This is a genomic window from Cryobacterium sp. M96 (assembly GCF_002929845.1).
GTDB lineage: Bacteria > Actinomycetota > Actinomycetes > Actinomycetales > Microbacteriaceae > Cryobacterium > Cryobacterium sandaracinum.
Genome location: NZ_PJJS01000034.1, coordinates 41,804 through 57,328 on the forward strand (window position 1 = coordinate 41,804; position 15,525 = coordinate 57,328).

Genomic DNA, 15,525 nt, shown 5'->3' on the forward strand with positions numbered 1-15,525 from the left:
CACCCAGTACAGAAAAGGGAAGATGATGGCAGAACTAACGATCAGCCCCGATGAGATCCGTGACGCTCTCCAGGACTTCGTGAAGTCCTACGAGCCGAACAAGACCGCGACGACCGAGGTTGGCTACGTCACCACGGCCGGCGACGGCATCGCGCACGTCGAGGGCCTTCCCAGCGTGATGGCGAACGAGCTCATCACGTTCGCGGACGGCACCCTCGGCCTCGCCCAGAACCTGGACGAAGACGAGATCGGCGTCGTCGTTCTCGGCGAGTTCGCCGGAATCGTCGAGGGCATGGAGGTGCACCGCACTGGTGAGGTCCTCTCCGTACCCGTCGGCGACGGCTACCTCGGCCGCGTCGTCGACCCGTTGGGGGCGCCCATCGACGGGCTCGGCGAGATCAAGAGCGAAGGCCGCCGCGCGCTGGAGCTACAGGCACCCGGCGTGATGGATCGCAAGTCGGTTCACGAGCCCATGCAGACCGGAATCAAGGCCATCGACGCCATGATCCCGATCGGCCGCGGCCAGCGTCAGCTGATCATCGGAGACCGCCAGACCGGCAAAACCGCGATCGCGATTGACACGATCATCAACCAGAAGGCCAACTGGGCGACGGGCGACGTGAACAAGCAGGTTCGTTGCATCTACGTCGCCATCGGTCAGAAGGGTTCCACGATCGCCGCCGTCAAGGGTGCGCTCGAGGATGCCGGAGTCATGGAGTTCACGACCATCGTCGCGTCCCCGGCCTCCGACCCGGCCGGCTTCAAGTACCTCGCCCCGTACACCGGCTCGGCCATCGGTCAGCACTGGATGTACGCCGGCAAGCACGTCCTCGTCATCTTCGACGACCTGTCCAAGCAGGCCGAGGCCTATCGTGCGGTGTCGCTGCTTCTGCGCCGCCCGCCGGGACGTGAGGCGTACCCCGGCGACGTGTTCTACCTGCACTCCCGTCTGCTCGAGCGTTGCGCCAAGCTGTCCGACGCCCTCGGTTCCGGATCGATGACCGGCTTGCCGATCATCGAGACCAAGGCGAACGATGTCTCTGCCTACATCCCGACCAACGTGATCTCGATCACCGACGGCCAGATCTTCCTGCAGTCCGACCTGTTCAACGCCAACCAGCGTCCCGCGGTCGACGTGGGCATCTCGGTCTCCCGAGTCGGCGGTGACGCTCAGGTCAAGTCGATCAAGAAGGTCTCCGGCACTCTGAAGCTCGAGCTGGCGCAATACCGGTCGCTCGAGGCCTTCGCGATGTTCGCCTCCGACCTCGACGCGACGAGCCGTCGCCAGCTCGGTCGTGGCGCACGCCTGACCGAGCTGCTCAAGCAGCCGCAGTACTCGCCGTACCCCGTCGAAGACCAGGTCGTCTCGATCTGGGCCGGCACGAACGGCAAGTTCGACGAGGTGCCCGTGGCCGACGTCCTGCGCTTCGAGCGTGGCCTGCTCGACCACCTGGGCCGCACCACGAGCGTACTCACGACACTGCGCGACACCAACGTTCTCGACGACGCGACCATCGCGACGCTCGAGATCGAGGTCGACAAGTTCAAGCAAGGATTCCAGACGGGCGAGGGCAAGCCGCTCGCCTCGGTGGGCAAGGAAGTCTTCGAGGCGATTCCCGCTGACAAGGTCAACCAGGAAAAGATCGTCAAGCACCGCCGCTAAGTGACATCGGCCGCGCTCCCGACTCGTTCGAGCCGCGGGGCGCGGCCGGCATCACTCGATCGTCCGCACCAATTCAGCACTGACAAGGAAGCACAGGAGACACATGGGAGCGCAACTTCGGGTCTACCGGCAGAAGATCAAGTCTGCCCAGACGACTAAGAAGATCACTCGGGCCATGGAGTTGATCTCTGCCTCGCGCATTCAAAAGGCCAAGGCTCGCGTCGCCGCGTCAACCCCGTTCGCTCGTGCCGTCACGCAGGCGGTGTCCGCGGTAGCGACGTACTCGAATGTCGCCCACGTGCTCACGACCGAACCGGAGAAGATCGAGCGCGCTGCGGTCGTCATCTTCGCCTCCGACCGTGGTCTCGCGGGGGCGTTCAGCTCGCAGGTGCTGCGTGAGGCCGAATCGCTCAGCGAGCTGCTGCGCAGCCAGGGTAAGGACATCGTCTACTTCTTGGTGGGTCGCAAGGCCGCGTCGTACTTCAATTTCCGCCGCCGCGTCTCCGAGCGCATTTGGACCGGTTCCACCGATCAGCCGCAGTACGAGACCGCATGCGATATCAGCGACGCGCTGCTCGAGGCCTTCCTCCGCGAAGCGGACGACGGTGGCGTCGACGAGATTCACGTCGTCTACAACCGGTTCGTCAGCATGGTCACCCAGCTTCCTCAGGTTGTCCGGCTGCTTCCCCTCGAGGTCGTGGAGGGCGGTGAGGAGCCTGGTGATAATCAGGTCCTGCCACTCTATGAGTTCGAACCGGACGTTGAAACGGTGCTGGACTCGCTCCTGCCCGTCTACATCGAGAGCCGTATCTTCAACTCCATGCTGCAGTCCGCCGCAGCCGAGCACGCCGCACGTCAGAAGGCCATGTCATCGGCCTCCGACAACGCGGACAAGCTAATCAAGGACTACACCCGGCTGTCCAACAACGCCCGGCAGACCGAGATCACGTCGCAGATTTCCGAGATCGTGGGTGGAGCCGACGCGCTCTCATCCGCCAAGCACTAAACCAGAGAAGAGAGAGCTATGACTGACACCGCAACCGCGCCAGTCCATGCACCGGTCGAGACCGTGGCCGTGGGCCGGATCGCCCGGGTCACGGGCCCGGTCGTCGACATCGAGTTCCCGCACGACTCGATTCCGGGCATGTACAACGCACTGAAGACCACCATCGTCATCGGTGATGTGTCGACCGTGATCACGCTCGAGGTTGCCCAGCACTTGGGCGACGACCTCATTCGCGCCATCGCGCTGAACCCGACCGACGGTCTGGTTCGTGGCCAGGAGGTCCGGGACACCGGCTCGCCCATCACGGTTCCCGTCGGGGACGTTACCAAGGGGCGCGTGTTCAACGCCATTGGCGAGGTGCTCAATGCGGAGCCCGGCGAGAAGATCGAAATCACTGAGCGCTGGCCCATCCACCGCAAGCCACCGCCCTTCGACCAGCTGGAATCCAAGACGCAGCTGTTCGAGACCGGCATCAAGGTCATTGACCTGCTCACCCCGTACGTCTTGGGTGGAAAGATTGGCCTGTTCGGTGGTGCCGGCGTCGGCAAGACCGTTTTGATCCAGGAAATGATCCAGCGTGTCGCGCAGGACCACGGTGGAGTGTCCGTGTTCGCCGGTGTCGGTGAGCGCACCCGTGAGGGCAACGATCTCATCCACGAGATGGAAGAGGCGGGCGTCTTCGACAAGACCGCCCTCGTGTTCGGCCAGATGGACGAGCCGCCGGGGACGCGTCTGCGCGTCGCCCTCTCCGCGCTCACCATGGCCGAGTACTTCCGCGATGTTGCCAAGCAGGATGTGTTGCTCTTCATCGACAACATCTTCCGGTTCACTCAGGCTGGCTCTGAGGTGTCGACCCTTTTGGGCCGTATGCCCAGCGCTGTGGGCTACCAGCCGACCCTGGCCGACGAGATGGGCATCCTGCAGGAGCGCATCACGTCGACCCGTGGCCACTCGATCACGTCGCTCCAGGCCATCTACGTGCCTGCTGACGACTACACCGACCCGGCCCCGGCGACCACGTTCGCCCACCTCGACGCCACCACCGAGCTGTCGCGTGAGATCGCTTCGAAGGGCCTCTACCCGGCCGTCGACCCGCTCACCTCGAGCAGCCGTATCCTCGACCCCCGCTACCTGGGTGCCGATCACTACAACACGGCCGTTCGCGTCAAGGCGATTCTGCAGAAGAACAAGGAACTGCAGGAGATCATCGCGATCCTCGGTGTCGACGAGCTTTCCGAGGAAGACAAGGTCACCGTCTCCCGCGCACGCCGCATCCAGCAGTTCCTGTCGCAGAACACCTACATGGCCAAAAAGTTCACGGGCGTCGAGGGGTCCACGGTATCGCTTAAGGACACCATCGAATCCTTTACGGCGATTGCCAATGGTGACTTCGACCACGTGGCCGAGCAGGCTTTCTTCAACGTCGGAGGCATCGCCGACGTCGAAGAGAAGTGGGCGAAAATCCAGAAGGAGAACGACTAGTCATGGCCGATTCTTCGCTCAAGGTCAGCGTCGTCGGGGCGGACCACGAGGTGTGGTCCGGCGAGGCGAGCATGGTTGTCGCCCGCACCGTCGAAGGCCAGATCGGAATCCTCCCCGGGCACGAGCCCATGCTGGCCATCCTGGCCAGCGGTGAGGTGCGCGTGACCCTGAGCGGCGGCGAGAAAATCGTCGCCGAGGCGGCGGACGGCTTCCTGTCGGTCGCCAACGATGTGGTCACGATCGTCGCTCGCAAGGCAGAACTCGTTTAGTCAGTGTGCTGATCCTTCTGCCGCCGTCCGAGACGAAACGTCACGGGGGCATCGAATTACCGCTTGACCTGCAGAGCCTCACGTACCCGTCGCTTGGACCCAAGCGGCGGGTACTTGTGCGTGCGCTGCAGTCGCTTGCGAAGCATCCGGATGCGATGATGTCGGCCCTAAGACTGGGTCGCACGCAGTCCGCGGAGGTGGAGCGCAATCGCGTGCTGTCCTCCGCCGCCACAATGCCGGCCATCGACCGGTACACCGGCGTCGTCTATGACGCCCTCGACGCCGCCAGCCTCTCCCCGCTGGAACGCGACTGGGCAGGCCGGAACGTCCTCGTGCATTCCGCCCTGTTCGGGCCGGTCGGCGCTCTCGATCTCCTCCCGGCCTACCGGCTGTCCTGCGATTCCAGGCTGCCGGAGCTGCCTCTGAAGAAGCACTGGGCGGGCGCTGTGGGTTGCGTTCTGGCGGGGTCGACGGGGCTCCTGCTGGATTTCCGCTCGAACGGGTACGTGGCGCTCGGCCCCGCGCCGGTGCGGCCCGACGCGGTGTTTCTGCGCGTGGTCACGGAGACGGCGGACGGCCAGACGCGAGCCGTGAACCACTTCAACAAGACGGCCAAGGGGAACTTCACCCGGGCTCTGATCCGGCACGGTCGGTCCTTCGACACCGCCGTAGAGCTGCTCGACTGGGCACCGGGGGCAGGCTTCGATTTGCGCCCGGGAGCGGTCCGGGAACTGAATCTCGTCGTCGCCGCCGAGGTTGCCGCAACCCGAGGCTGACGCGGGCACATTCCGGCCCTAGGCTGGCTTTCGTGTCCACACCAATGAATGTCACCGTCACCGGCGCCGGCGGACAGATCGGCTATTCGCTGCTCTTCCGGATCGCGTCCGGAGACCTCCTCGGCCCGACCGTTCCCGTCAACCTGACCCTGATGGAGATCCCCTCGGGGCGCGCAGCAGCCGAGGGCGCCGCCCTCGAACTGCAGGACTGCGCGTTCCCTCTCCTGCGCTCCGTGACGGTCACCGAAGACCCCGTGCGCGCCTTCGACGGCGTCAACATCGCCCTCCTGGTCGGATCCCGCCCTAGAGCCGTTGGAATGGAGCGCGTCGCGCTGCTCGAAAGCAACGGCCGCATCTTCGGTCCGGTGGGGGCCGCCCTCAACGCGGGCGCGGCATCCGACGTGCGCGTGCTGGTCGTGGGCAACCCCGTCAACACCAACGCCCTGGTGACGAGTGCCTTCGCCCCCGACATCCCCGCCGACCGGTTCACCGCCATGACGCGACTGGACCACAACCGCGGCATCGCTCAGCTAGCAAGCCGGCTGCAGGTGCACGTCGCCGAACTCGACGGTCTCACCATTTGGGGAAACCACTCCGCCAGCCAGTACCCGGATGTCTTCCACGCCACCGCCGGGGGATGTCCGGTCTCCGAGCTGGTGGCGCAGGACTGGCTCGTCGACGACTTCATCCCCCGGGTGGCGAACCGAGGCTACGAAATCATTCAGGCCCGCGGGGCATCGTCCGCGGCCTCCGCGGCCAGCGCAGCCATCGACCACGTTTACGACTGGGTCAACGGGACCGGTGAGCGGTGGACCTCGGCGGGCGTCAGCTCCGACGGCTCTTATGGCGTCCCGGAGGGGCTCGTATGTTCCTTCCCGGTTCGGGCTGTCGACGGCCGCTGGCAGATCGTGCCGGACCTGGCTATCAACGCGTTCTCGCGGGCGAGGATCGACGCGTCCGTCGCGGAGCTGATCGAGGAGCGCGAGGCCGTACGGGCACTCGGCCTGCTGCCGTCCCTCCGATAGACGCGCGAGTCCTGATGGCTGGGGGGCGATGAGGATTCGCGGATGGGGGCTTCGAAGCGGTTGTTTTCGATGCACACGTCGGAGAGCCGTGACCGCGAAAGGGAGGGGGATGAACGTGCGCTCCGACCGCCGTATGTTTGATTCCGAGGCCTCGCGGCGACTCCGTCGAATTGGTTCGACACCGGACACGGCGCTCCGCCCGTGATGAACGGCGTCCACACGGTGCAGTCAGGGCTGAAGTGCGGGCGCGACAGAACCAATCGTTCAGGACTTACTCGCCTCGAGGAGCACCTCACGCACAACAGCCCGTGGCCGTCAGGGCGGCGGTTGGCAGCGTGGCGGCTGACAGGGCGGCGATCGGCATAGCGTCAGCCGAAGGCGTTGTGGTGGTCAGGCGTCGTTCGACCGATGGCATCCGCTCAGGTGGTCGTCGACGAGGCCGGCCGACTGCATCAGGGCGTACATGGTGGTGGGGCCGACGAACGTGTAGCCCCGGGTGCGCAACTCCCGGCTCAGTGCCATCGATTGCATTGTGGTCGCCGGGACCTCGCCGAGCTCCCGCAGCCGGGGGCCGCGGGCTTCGGGCGCGAAGCTCCAGATCAGCTCGGTCAGGCTCTCGCCGAGGTCTCGGGTGACCCGGGCGTTCCGGATGGTGGCCTCGATCTTGCCGCGGTGCCGGATGATGCTCGCATCCGCGAGGAGCAGGGCGACGTCGACGTCGTCCATCACGGCCACGCGGTTGACGTCGAAGTCGTAAAAGGCGGCCCGGAAGGCCGGCCGACGTCGCAGGATGGTGATCCAGGACAGGCCGGCCTGGAACCCCTCGAGGCACAGCTTCTCGAACAGCAGCCTCTCGTCCCGGAGCGGACGCCCCCACTCTTCGTCGTGGTAGCGCTGGTATTCGGGGTCGCCGCCGACCCAGCCGCAGCGGGTGAGCCCGTCATCGCCGAGCTTCAGTGAGGCGGATGTCGTGGCCTCGGCTGGCAGCGCGCTGGTCGCCGGGGTGCTCATGAGCGGTGCTCGATGCCCTCGTGGTCGAGGAGCCAGACCTTGGTGGGCACTCCGCTGCCGCCGCTGTAGCCGGTGATGCGACGGTCGGCGGCGAGCACCCGGTGGCAGCCGATCAGGATCGGAACGGGGTTCGCCCCGACGGCGCCGCCCACGGCCCGGCCGGACCCCGGCTTGCCCAGCGATCGTCCCAGCTCGCCGTACGAGGTCGCCTCGCCGAAGCCGAGCTCGGACAGTCGCTGCCAGACGCCCTGCTGGAACGCAGTGCCCCCGCTCGGCGCCACGGGCAGGTCGAAAACCGTGCGGGTGCCGCCGAAGTACTCCGCCAATTGGCGCGCGGCCCGGTCGAGCAGGGGCGACGGGGCTTCCGGGGTCTCGTCGAGGGGCAGCTGTCCGTCGCGTTCGATGGAGAGGGAGAGGATGCGCTCGGCGTCACTCGTGAGTTCCAGCCGCCCAATGGGGCTGGGCAGCCGGATCAGGAAGGTTCCGATGGTCGTCATGCCTCGACTGTAGTCGGCGGCGCCCTGCGCACAGCGCGGGTTTCGGACCTGGCGTGGAAGGAGGGCCGGGCTGGGCTGGGGAGGAGCCGGCCGGCTTCAGGCGAGCCGGGTGTGGGGATATTCGGGGGAGCGGTGCTGGAATGCCAGGATGTCGGGATTCCGGATGATCCCCTCGTGGATCTCGATGGCCCGCCGAAGGGTCTCGTTGGCGGTCCAAGCGGCCTCGCCCGCAAGGACCTCGCGCAGGTACGGCAACAGCGCCTCGCTGATCTCCCAGGTGGCGGAGTTCCAGAGGTACGACGGGCTGTGGTCGACCGCGTAGTAGGTGACGTTGGTGCCGACCCGGAAGGTCGGTTCGTCGAACGTCGTCGATTTCGCCCAACTGAAACCCATGCCGGTGTCGCAGGACACGTCGATGATCAGCGAGCCCGGGGCCACCATCGAGAGATCATCGTCGCTCAGGAAGATGAGCGGGGCATTTGGGTCCTGCAGCACGCAGTTCACGATGACGTCGTGGCCGGCGAGAAACTCGGGCAGCGGCACCCGTTCGTTTCCCGGCAGGGCGAAGTTCCCGTTCGTGCCGTCGCCGTGGTCGAGCTGCACGATCTGGGCGGAGTGGATCGGGGAGCTGACCGCGGTCACGTCGCGATTGGTCAGCACCGTGACATCGTAGACACCGAGGGCGTTGAGCGCCGTCACGGCGCCCCGGGCGGTGGCCCCGAAGCCGATCACCGCGGCACGCTGCTTGCGGCCGTAGTCACCCGTCGAACCGATCAGGGACAGGGCGTGCAGCACGGAGCAATACCCGGCGAGCTCGTTGTTCTTGTGCAGCACGTGCAGGTGGAACTCGCCGCCTCCGGTCCAGTGGTTCATCGCCTCGAACGCGATCAGGGTCAGCCGCTTGTCGATGGCAAGCTGGGTGAGTTTCTCATCCTGCACGCAGTGCGGCCAGCCCCAGAGCACCTGTCCGTCGCGCAGTGCCGCGACATCCGCCAGCAGAGGCTTGGCGAGCAGGATGACGTCGCACTCCCGGATGAGGTCCGCGCGCGAGCAAAGCCCTCCCACGAGCGGGGCCAGCTGCTCGTCCGACACACCGAACTGCTCGCCGTAGCCGCGCTCGAGAAACATTCGCTCCCGGAGGTCCGGATCGATCCGTTCGACATGTGACGGATGAATGGGCAAGCGCCGTTCATTCGGCTTACCGGAACGCGACATGACGCCGAGCGTGAAACGACTCACTGACACCCCTTTGTAGTTGAGTCCTGTCTAGCACAGGCCGGCGAGCCTAATGTGGAGGGATGGAGCAGATGGAGTACCGCAGGCTGGGCAATTCGGGGCTCATGGTGTCCACGATCGGGTTGGGCTGCAACAACTTCGGACGCGCCGGAACCGCGACGGAGAGCCAGGCCGGAACCACCGCCGTCGTCAACGCGGCCGTCGACGCCGGGATCACCCTGTTGGACACGGCCGACATCTACGGCGCGGAACGCGGCCTCAGCGAGACCCTGATGGGTTGCGCGCTGCGGGGCAAGCGCGACCAGATCGTGCTCGCCTCGAAGTTCGGCATGGACATGAACGGTCGGAATGGACCCGACTGGGGCGCCCGCGCCTCACGTCGCTACATTCGACTGGCCGTCGAGGCGTCCCTCCGGCGCCTGCAGACCGACTGGATCGACCTCTACCAACTGCACCAGCCTGACCCGAACACCCCGATCGAAGAGACCCTGCAGACCCTCGACGACCTCATCCGCGAGGGAAAGGTGCGCTATATCGGCCACTCCAACCTGGCCGGCTGGCAGATCGCCGAGGCGGAGTTCACCGCCCGGCTGACGGGGCATCCGCGGTTCGTTTCGGCGCAAAACGAGTACAGCCTGCTGGTGCGTGACGCCGAAGACGAGGTGCTGCCGGCCGTCAACGCCTACGGGCTCGGCTTCCTGCCGTTCTTCCCCCTCTACAACGGGCTTTTCACAGGCAAGTTCTCTCGTGCGGGCGGCCCCGCCGACAGCCGCATCATGATGGTCCGGCCGCACCTGGCCCGGAACGCGCCCTGGGACGTCATCGAAAAGTACGAAGCGTTCTGCGACCAGCGCGGCGTGACCATGCTCGCCGCCACCTTCGCCTGGCTGCTGGCCCAGCCGGGGCTCACCAGCATCATCGCCGGAGCAACCCGCCCGGAACAGATCCTGCAGAACGCCACCGAGGGCAGCGCGTGGAGGCCGTCGCCCGAGGACGTGGCCTGGATCTCGGACCTCTTCGCCTGAACCGTCCTCTCTGGAACCCGAACCCCGATTCCACTTTGTGAGTGAGCGCTCACTCATACAAGCTGGGGGGATGTCCGTCAAACCTGCGCGCGCGAAAGCCCTGTCCGTCGAGGACCGGCAGTCGATGATCCTCGACGCGGTCACGCCGCTGCTGATCGAGCACGGCCAGACCGTCACCACTCGACAGATCGCCCAGTGCGCCGGGATCGCCGAGGGCACCATCTTCCGAGCCTTCGACAGCAAGGACAACCTGCTCCGGGCGGCCATGGACCGTCAGCTCGACCCCGAGCCGTTCCGTCTCGAACTTGCCGCGCTCGACCGTGAGCTCCCGCTCGAGGAACGGGTGCGCGCCATGGTCTCCCTGCTGCGCCGCCGCTTCGCGCAGGTCTTCGCGCTGATGACGGCGGTGGGCTCGATGGGCAGACCCCACACCCACGACGTCGCGCACGAGTTCACCGTGCTGCTCGCCGACGTGCTCGCGCCTGACCTCCTGCGCCTCACGGTTGCCCCGGAGCGCTCAGGGCAGGTCATCCGGATGATCGCGCTTGCGGCATCCGTGCCCCACATCACGGCCGGCCCCGACTTCGACGACGATGAGCTCACCGCCCTCATCCTCTACGGCATCATCGGCTTCCCGACGCCGCCGAACGCCCCCTGCTAGGAGATTCGATGCTCTGGAAACTGCTCCTGAAATACCTGCGGCCGTACCGGCGGCTGCTGGCAGCCGTCGTCGTGTTCCAGCTGGCCCAGTCGATCGCCTCGCTCTATCTGCCCACCCTCAACGCCGACATCATCGATGAGGGCATCGCCACGGGAGACACCGTGTACATCCTGCGCATCGGTGGTCTGATGCTGCTGATCACCCTGTTCCAGATCGTGTGCGCGATCGTCGCCGTCTTTTTCGGCGCGAAGGCCGCCATGGGGCTCGGACGCGACCTGCGCGGCGCTGTCTTCACCCGGGTCGGCGAGTTCTCCGAGCAGGAGGTCACCCGGTTCGGCGCCCCGTTGCTGATCACCCGGTCGACCAACGACGTGCAGCAGGTGCAGATGCGCGTGCTGATGACCGCCACCATGATGGTCACCGCACCGATCCTGTCCATCGGCGGCGTGATCATGGCCGTCCGGCAGGACGTGCAGCTATCCTGATTGATCGCCGTGAGCGTGCCCGTGCTGTTGATCGCGGTCGGGCTGATCATCGCGCGGATGGTGCCGCTGTTCCTCCTGATGCAGACCCGCATCGACACGGTGAACCGGGTGCTGCGGGAACAGCTCACGGGCATCCGCGTCATCCGGGCGTTCGTGCGCGAAGACGTCGAGTCCGTGCGGTTCGGCAAGGCGAACGTGGATGTCACCGACACCGCCCTTCAGGCCGGCCGCCTGATGGCCCTGATGTTCCCGGTCGTCATGCTCGTCCTGAACGTCTCCAGCGTGGCCGTGATCTGGTTCGGGGCGTTCCGGATCGAGGACGGGTCCATGCAGGTCGGCACCCTGGTTGCCTTCCTTAGCTACCTGATGCAGATCCTGATGGCCGTGATGATGGCCACGTTCATGGCCGTGATGATCCCGCGGGCGACCGTGTCGGCCGACCGGATCGGCGAAGTGCTCGAGACCGATTCCAGCGTGCGCCCGCCGCTCCACCCCGTCGTCGACAGTATCGGCCGCGGAGAGGTGGAACTCGTGGACGTGGGCTTCGCCTACCCCGGCGCCGAGCAGCCGGTGCTCTCCGACGTGAGCTTTACCGTGCATCAGGGGCAGACCACCGCGATCATCGGCAGCACCGGATCGGGCAAGACCACCCTGGTCAACCTGCTGCCTCGCCTCTTCGACGCCACCAACGGCAGCGTGCGGGTCGACGGGGTGGACGTGCGCGAGCTCCACCCTGACCTGCTCTGGGGCAGCATCGGGCTGGTGCCGCAGAAGCCGCATCTGTTCTCCGGCACCGTGCGCAGCAACCTGCTCTACGGCAAGCCCGACGCCACTGAGGCGGAACTCTGGGAGGCACTGACCATCGCGCAGGCCCGCGACTTCGTGGCGGAGATGCCGGACGGCCTCGATGCCCCGATCGCGCAGGGCGGCATGAATGTGTCCGGCGGGCAGCGGCAGCGCCTGGCCATTGCCCGGGCCCTGGTCAAACGGCCCGAACTCTATATCTTCGACGACTCGTTCTCCTCGCTCGACTTGGCGACGGATGCTCGGCTGCGCGAGGCACTGGCCGTCGGCACGGGTGGCGCCACCATGGTGATCGTCGCCCAACCGCCTCCCGCTGCGCTACTTCGACACGGTGCAGCGAGGCGAGGTGCTCAGCCGGGTCACCAACGACGTGGACAACGTCTCACAGAGCCTGCAGCAGTCGCTGAGCCAGGCCGTCACCTCTCTGCTCACCGTGGTGGGCGTCATCGTGATGATGTTCCTGCTCTCGCCTCTCCTGGCCCTGATCGCCCTGGTCACAGTGCCGCTGACCCTGGTCACGACCGTCCTGATCGCCCAGCGCTCGCAGAAGTTGTTCGTCGCCCAGTGGACCCACACCGGCGAGCTGAACGGCCAGATTGAGGAGACCTTCACCGGCCACGCCCTGGTCAAGGTGTTCGGCCGCCAGAAGGAGGTCGAGCAACGCTTCCGGGCCAAGAACGACGAGCTCTACGAGGCCAGCTTCGGCGCCCAGTTCGTCAGCGGCCTGATCATGCCGGCGATGACATTCATCGGCAACCTCGTCTACGTCGGGATCGCCGTCGTCGGCGGCCTCCAGGTGGCATCCGGGGCCATGCAGCTCGGCGATGTGCAGGCGTTCATCCAGTATTCCCGCCAATTCACCCACCCGCTGGCCCAACTCGGGTCGATGGCGAACCTGTTGCAGTCCGGCGTCGCCTCCGCCGAGCGGGTCTTCACCCTGCTCGACGCCGATGAGCAGAGCCCCGACCCGGAGCGTGCCGAGGCACCCACGACCGCCCACGGCCGGCTGGTCTTCGAGAACGCCTCGTTCCGCTACACGGCGGACAAGCCGCTGATCGACAACCTGAGCCTGGTGGCCGAGCCCGGCCAGACCGTGGCCATCGTGGGCCCCACCGGGGCAGGCAAGACCACCCTGGTGAACCTGATGATGCGCGTCTACGAGCTCGACGCCGGCCGGATCACGCTCGATGGGGTGGACGTGCGCCGAATGGCCCGCGACGACCTGCGTGGACGTATGGGCATGGTGCTGCAGGACACCTGGCTGTTTGGCGGCACGATCCGCGACAACATCGCCTACGTGCGTCCAGATGCCACGGAGAAGGAGATCCTGGACGAGGCGACCAGCTCCGTCGACACGCGCACCGAGGTGCTCGTGCAGAAAGCGATGCGCGCCCTCCGCGCCGTCCGGAACGAATTCGACGGAGATTTTGCCCAAAGCGGCCCTAGAATGACCAAAAACCGCTCTGGAGACCAGAATCTCCGTCGAATTGGTTCAGTCAGGCCCGGCGGTGCGCCTCCAACTCGCGCGCGCAGTCGATGCACAGCTCCGCGGACGGCCGGGCCCCGAGTCGTTCCCGGCCGATCGGTTCGCCCCGGCGGGTGCAGAACCCGTAGCTGCCGTCCACGATGCGCGCCAAGGCCTGGTCGATCGCCGCAGACTGCGCCGCCAGGTCGCTGTGCACACCCGAGATGCGCGACCACTCCATGGTCAGGGTGGGTCCTTCGGGGTCGTGCTCGTCGTCGGCGGTGCCGGTGTTTCTGGCCTTGATCACACCGTCGAGGGTGGTGCCGATCCGGCCGAGCGTGATGTCGAGGTCGCGGCGCTGATGGCGGAGCAGCTTCTCGAAGTGCCGCAGGTCGGCGGGGGTCAGTTTCGTCCGGGTGGGCATGGGCGTCTACTCCGCCGCCGGGGGGCGACGTGAGCCGCCGGCGCGCACTGTCGATCCGTCATTCCGGTGCATGATTCCCGTCCTCTCAAGCCGGGCACGGTAATGCGCCGGCACGCTGCGTGGTTCTCGCTGTTGAAGATACGCCCGCGCCGGCCGGCTGCCGCGGGACTGCGAGGGGTCGCTTCAGGCGACCGTGACCGGGATATCGTGCAGGCCGGTGGCCCCATCGGGGATCACGTCCCGGCGCACGGAAGTCTGCACCAGGCCCGCGGCATCCGTCGCCCGCACCCGCAGGGTGTGCCGCCCGGCCGATGCCGGCCAGACCCAGCTCCACTGGCGCCAAGTGTCGGCCGAGATCGCGTCGGCCAGGGTCGCGTCGTTCCAGGCTCCGTCGTCAACTTGCACCTGCACGCCGCGGATGCCCACGTACTGCGACCAGGCCACACCCGCCACGATCACCGGTCCGGCCGCGACGTCGGTGTTCCGGCTCGGCACATCGATCCGGGAGGAGAGCTTGACCGGTCCTCGGGCGGTCCAGCCGCGCGTCGTCCAGTAGGCGGTCTCCCGGTCGAAGCGGGTCACGTTCAACTCGACCACCCATTTCGTGGCCGACACGTAACCGTAGAGCCCGGGCACGACCATACGCACCGGGTAGCCGTGCTCGAGGGGGAGCGGCTCCCCATTCATCCCCACCGCGAGGATCGCATTGCGGTCGTCGGTGAGAACCTCCAGCGGGGTGCCCGCGGTCCAGCCGTCCTCGCTGCGGGAGAGCACCATGTCGGCCCCGGCGAGAGGCCGGGCCCGCGCCAGCAACAGGCGGATCGGGTAGCCCAGCCAGGTCGCGTTGCCGATCAGGTCGCCGCCGACGGCGTTAGAGACGCAGGCGAGAGTGGTCGTGCTCTCCTCGAGGGGCAGGGCGAGGAGCTCGGCGAAGTCGATCTCGATCTCCCTCTCGACCATCCCGGTGACCGTCAGCGTCCAGGTTCCCGGGTCGATCCGGGGCACCTGCAGGGCGGTGTCGATGCGGTAGAAGTCGGCGTTCGGGGTGATCAGCGGAGTGAGGCCGGGGAGGTCCAGAGCGGCACCGTCTGGGATCGGGGCACCGGGAACGGCCGCGGCCGGCAGTGTGAAGCGCGCGCGCGCCGCATCCGTCGCCCGGATACCGGCCGAGATCAGCTGCCCGCCGGCCGCGGCGAGCACGCCCAGGCCGGCGCTGGCCCCGGCCCAAGCCAGGAACCGACGGCGGTCCGGAGCGGATGCCTCGGCGCCTCCGGGCGTGCGGCGCAGCTGGGCGACCATCACCGTGAGGAGCACGGCCGAAACGACCATCGCCAGCACTGCGGGCATCGCGTCGAGGGCGGCGGTGTTCTCCCGGGACAGCACCGCGAAGACGGCCAGCGCGCCGGCCAGGGCCACGAGGACCCGGCCGATCGGCGCCCGCCGGAACTCCAGCACCCCGGCGGCGGCGGCCAGCACCACGGCACCGAGCGCGACGCAGAACACCAGTACGACCTTGTCGGCCGTGCCGAACAGGGCGATGACGAGTTCCTTCAACCAGGCCGGGGCACGGTCGATGACCAGCGCGCCGACGGCGAAGATCGGGCTGCCCACCGGGGCGAGCAGGGCGGCCGTCAGCTCGGCCGCGCCGAGGCCGGCCAGGGCGGCGGCCACGCCGGCCGTCGCGGGCCGCCCGAGC

General features: G+C 67.0%; 13 protein-coding genes and 2 pseudogenes. 10 read left to right on the forward strand and 5 right to left on the reverse strand.

The features are described 5' to 3' along the window. The first annotated feature begins 25 nt into the window (after window positions 1–25). The 6 genes from atpA to CXY79_RS03175 all read left to right on the forward strand — a co-directional run bounded on the left by atpA (window position 26) and on the right by CXY79_RS03175 (window position 6,221). Complete coding sequence (atpA, locus tag CXY79_RS03150; protein ID WP_104099721.1) at window positions 26–1,663, forward strand: F0F1 ATP synthase subunit alpha; 1,638 nt, start codon at window positions 26–28, stop codon at window positions 1,661–1,663. 103 nt (window positions 1,664–1,766) lie between these two features. Continuing rightward, window positions 1,767–2,669: a F0F1 ATP synthase subunit gamma gene (locus tag CXY79_RS03155; protein WP_104099705.1), complete on the forward strand. Its 903-nt coding sequence runs from the start codon at window positions 1,767–1,769 to the stop codon at window positions 2,667–2,669. Between the two features lie 18 nt (window positions 2,670–2,687). After that, window positions 2,688–4,151, forward strand: coding sequence for a F0F1 ATP synthase subunit beta (gene atpD / locus CXY79_RS03160; RefSeq protein ID WP_104099706.1), 1,464 nt, complete (start codon window positions 2,688–2,690; stop codon window positions 4,149–4,151). Window positions 4,152–4,153: 2 nt separating this feature from the next. Next, window positions 4,154–4,420 carry a F0F1 ATP synthase subunit epsilon gene (locus tag CXY79_RS03165; protein WP_104099707.1) on the forward strand — a complete coding sequence of 89 codons (267 nt, stop codon included), beginning with the start codon at window positions 4,154–4,156 and terminating at the stop codon, window positions 4,418–4,420. 5 nt (window positions 4,421–4,425) lie between these two features. Continuing rightward, window positions 4,426–5,196, forward strand: a complete 771-nt coding sequence (locus CXY79_RS03170) for a YaaA family protein (RefSeq protein WP_104099708.1) — start codon at window positions 4,426–4,428, stop codon at window positions 5,194–5,196. A 44-nt stretch (window positions 5,197–5,240) separates the two neighbouring features. Next, window positions 5,241–6,221 carry a malate dehydrogenase gene (locus CXY79_RS03175; protein WP_104099709.1) on the forward strand — a complete coding sequence of 327 codons (981 nt, stop codon included), beginning with the start codon at window positions 5,241–5,243 and terminating at the stop codon, window positions 6,219–6,221. Window positions 6,222–6,611: 390 nt separating this feature from the next. On the opposite strand, the gene CXY79_RS03180 is transcribed toward CXY79_RS03175, so the two are convergent. The 3 genes from CXY79_RS03180 to CXY79_RS03190 all read right to left on the reverse strand — a co-directional run bounded on the left by CXY79_RS03180 (window position 6,612) and on the right by CXY79_RS03190 (window position 8,944). Then, entirely contained in the window at window positions 6,612–7,232 is a 621-nt protein-coding gene (locus tag CXY79_RS03180; protein WP_104099710.1) for a DNA-3-methyladenine glycosylase I, read from the reverse strand. Continuing rightward, window positions 7,229–7,729, reverse strand: coding sequence for a methylated-DNA--[protein]-cysteine S-methyltransferase (locus CXY79_RS03185; protein ID WP_104099711.1), 501 nt, complete (start codon window positions 7,727–7,729; stop codon window positions 7,229–7,231). The genes CXY79_RS03180 and CXY79_RS03185 overlap by 4 nt, the downstream gene beginning before the upstream one ends. A 96-nt stretch (window positions 7,730–7,825) precedes the next feature. Then, window positions 7,826–8,944, reverse strand: a complete 1,119-nt coding sequence (locus tag CXY79_RS03190; RefSeq protein WP_166785906.1) for a N(5)-(carboxyethyl)ornithine synthase — start codon at window positions 8,942–8,944, stop codon at window positions 7,826–7,828. A gap of 83 nt (window positions 8,945–9,027) precedes the next feature. Between CXY79_RS03190 and CXY79_RS03195 the strand changes: the two genes are divergently transcribed. The 4 genes and pseudogenes from CXY79_RS03195 to CXY79_RS03210 form a co-directional block, all read left to right on the forward strand. Further along, a complete protein-coding gene (locus CXY79_RS03195) occupies window positions 9,028–9,990 on the forward strand; it encodes an aldo/keto reductase (protein ID WP_104099713.1) in 963 nt (320 codons plus the stop codon). A 70-nt stretch (window positions 9,991–10,060) separates the two neighbouring features. Beyond that, window positions 10,061–10,651, forward strand: coding sequence for a TetR/AcrR family transcriptional regulator (locus CXY79_RS03200; RefSeq protein WP_104099714.1), 591 nt, complete (start codon window positions 10,061–10,063; stop codon window positions 10,649–10,651). Window positions 10,652–10,659: 8 nt separating this feature from the next. Then, window positions 10,660–12,243, forward strand: a pseudogene (locus CXY79_RS03205) (ABC transporter ATP-binding protein); the annotation flags it as partial. After that, window positions 12,242–13,357, forward strand: a pseudogene (locus CXY79_RS03210) (ABC transporter ATP-binding protein); the annotation flags it as partial. The pseudogenes CXY79_RS03205 and CXY79_RS03210, both read left to right, overlap by 2 nt. Window positions 13,358–13,436: 79 nt before the next feature. Here the strand turns inward: CXY79_RS03210 and CXY79_RS16845 are convergent. Both CXY79_RS16845 and CXY79_RS03220 read right to left on the reverse strand, forming a co-directional pair. After that, window positions 13,437–13,829, reverse strand: a complete 393-nt coding sequence (locus CXY79_RS16845) for a TraR/DksA C4-type zinc finger protein (RefSeq protein ID WP_104099715.1) — start codon at window positions 13,827–13,829, stop codon at window positions 13,437–13,439. A 183-nt stretch (window positions 13,830–14,012) separates the two neighbouring features. Next, window positions 14,013–15,525: molybdopterin-dependent oxidoreductase (locus CXY79_RS03220; RefSeq protein ID WP_233191193.1), on the reverse strand; the 1,513-nt coding region annotated here is incomplete at its 5' end.

Bases quoted from the DNA above. Each gene is read 5' to 3' on its own strand.
- atpA (WP_104099721.1), top strand. From the start codon at position 26: ATGGCAGAACTAACGATCAGCCCCGATGAGATCCGTGACGCTCTCCAG.
- CXY79_RS03200 (WP_104099714.1), top strand. From the start codon at position 10,061: ATGTCCGTCAAACCTGCGCGCGCGAAAGCCCTGTCCGTCGAGGACCGG.
- CXY79_RS03195 (WP_104099713.1), top strand. From the start codon at position 9,028: ATGGAGCAGATGGAGTACCGCAGGCTGGGCAATTCGGGGCTCATGGTG.
- CXY79_RS03180 (WP_104099710.1), bottom strand. From the start codon at position 7,232: ATGAGCACCCCGGCGACCAGCGCGCTGCCAGCCGAGGCCACGACATCC.
- CXY79_RS03185 (WP_104099711.1), bottom strand. From the start codon at position 7,729: ATGACGACCATCGGAACCTTCCTGATCCGGCTGCCCAGCCCCATTGGG.
- CXY79_RS03165 (WP_104099707.1), top strand. From the start codon at position 4,154: ATGGCCGATTCTTCGCTCAAGGTCAGCGTCGTCGGGGCGGACCACGAG.
- CXY79_RS03155 (WP_104099705.1), top strand. From the start codon at position 1,767: ATGGGAGCGCAACTTCGGGTCTACCGGCAGAAGATCAAGTCTGCCCAG.
- CXY79_RS16845 (WP_104099715.1), bottom strand. From the start codon at position 13,829: ATGCCCACCCGGACGAAACTGACCCCCGCCGACCTGCGGCACTTCGAG.
- CXY79_RS03190 (WP_166785906.1), bottom strand. From the start codon at position 8,944: ATGTCGCGTTCCGGTAAGCCGAATGAACGGCGCTTGCCCATTCATCCG.
- CXY79_RS03175 (WP_104099709.1), top strand. From the start codon at position 5,241: ATGAATGTCACCGTCACCGGCGCCGGCGGACAGATCGGCTATTCGCTG.
- atpD (WP_104099706.1), top strand. From the start codon at position 2,688: ATGACTGACACCGCAACCGCGCCAGTCCATGCACCGGTCGAGACCGTG.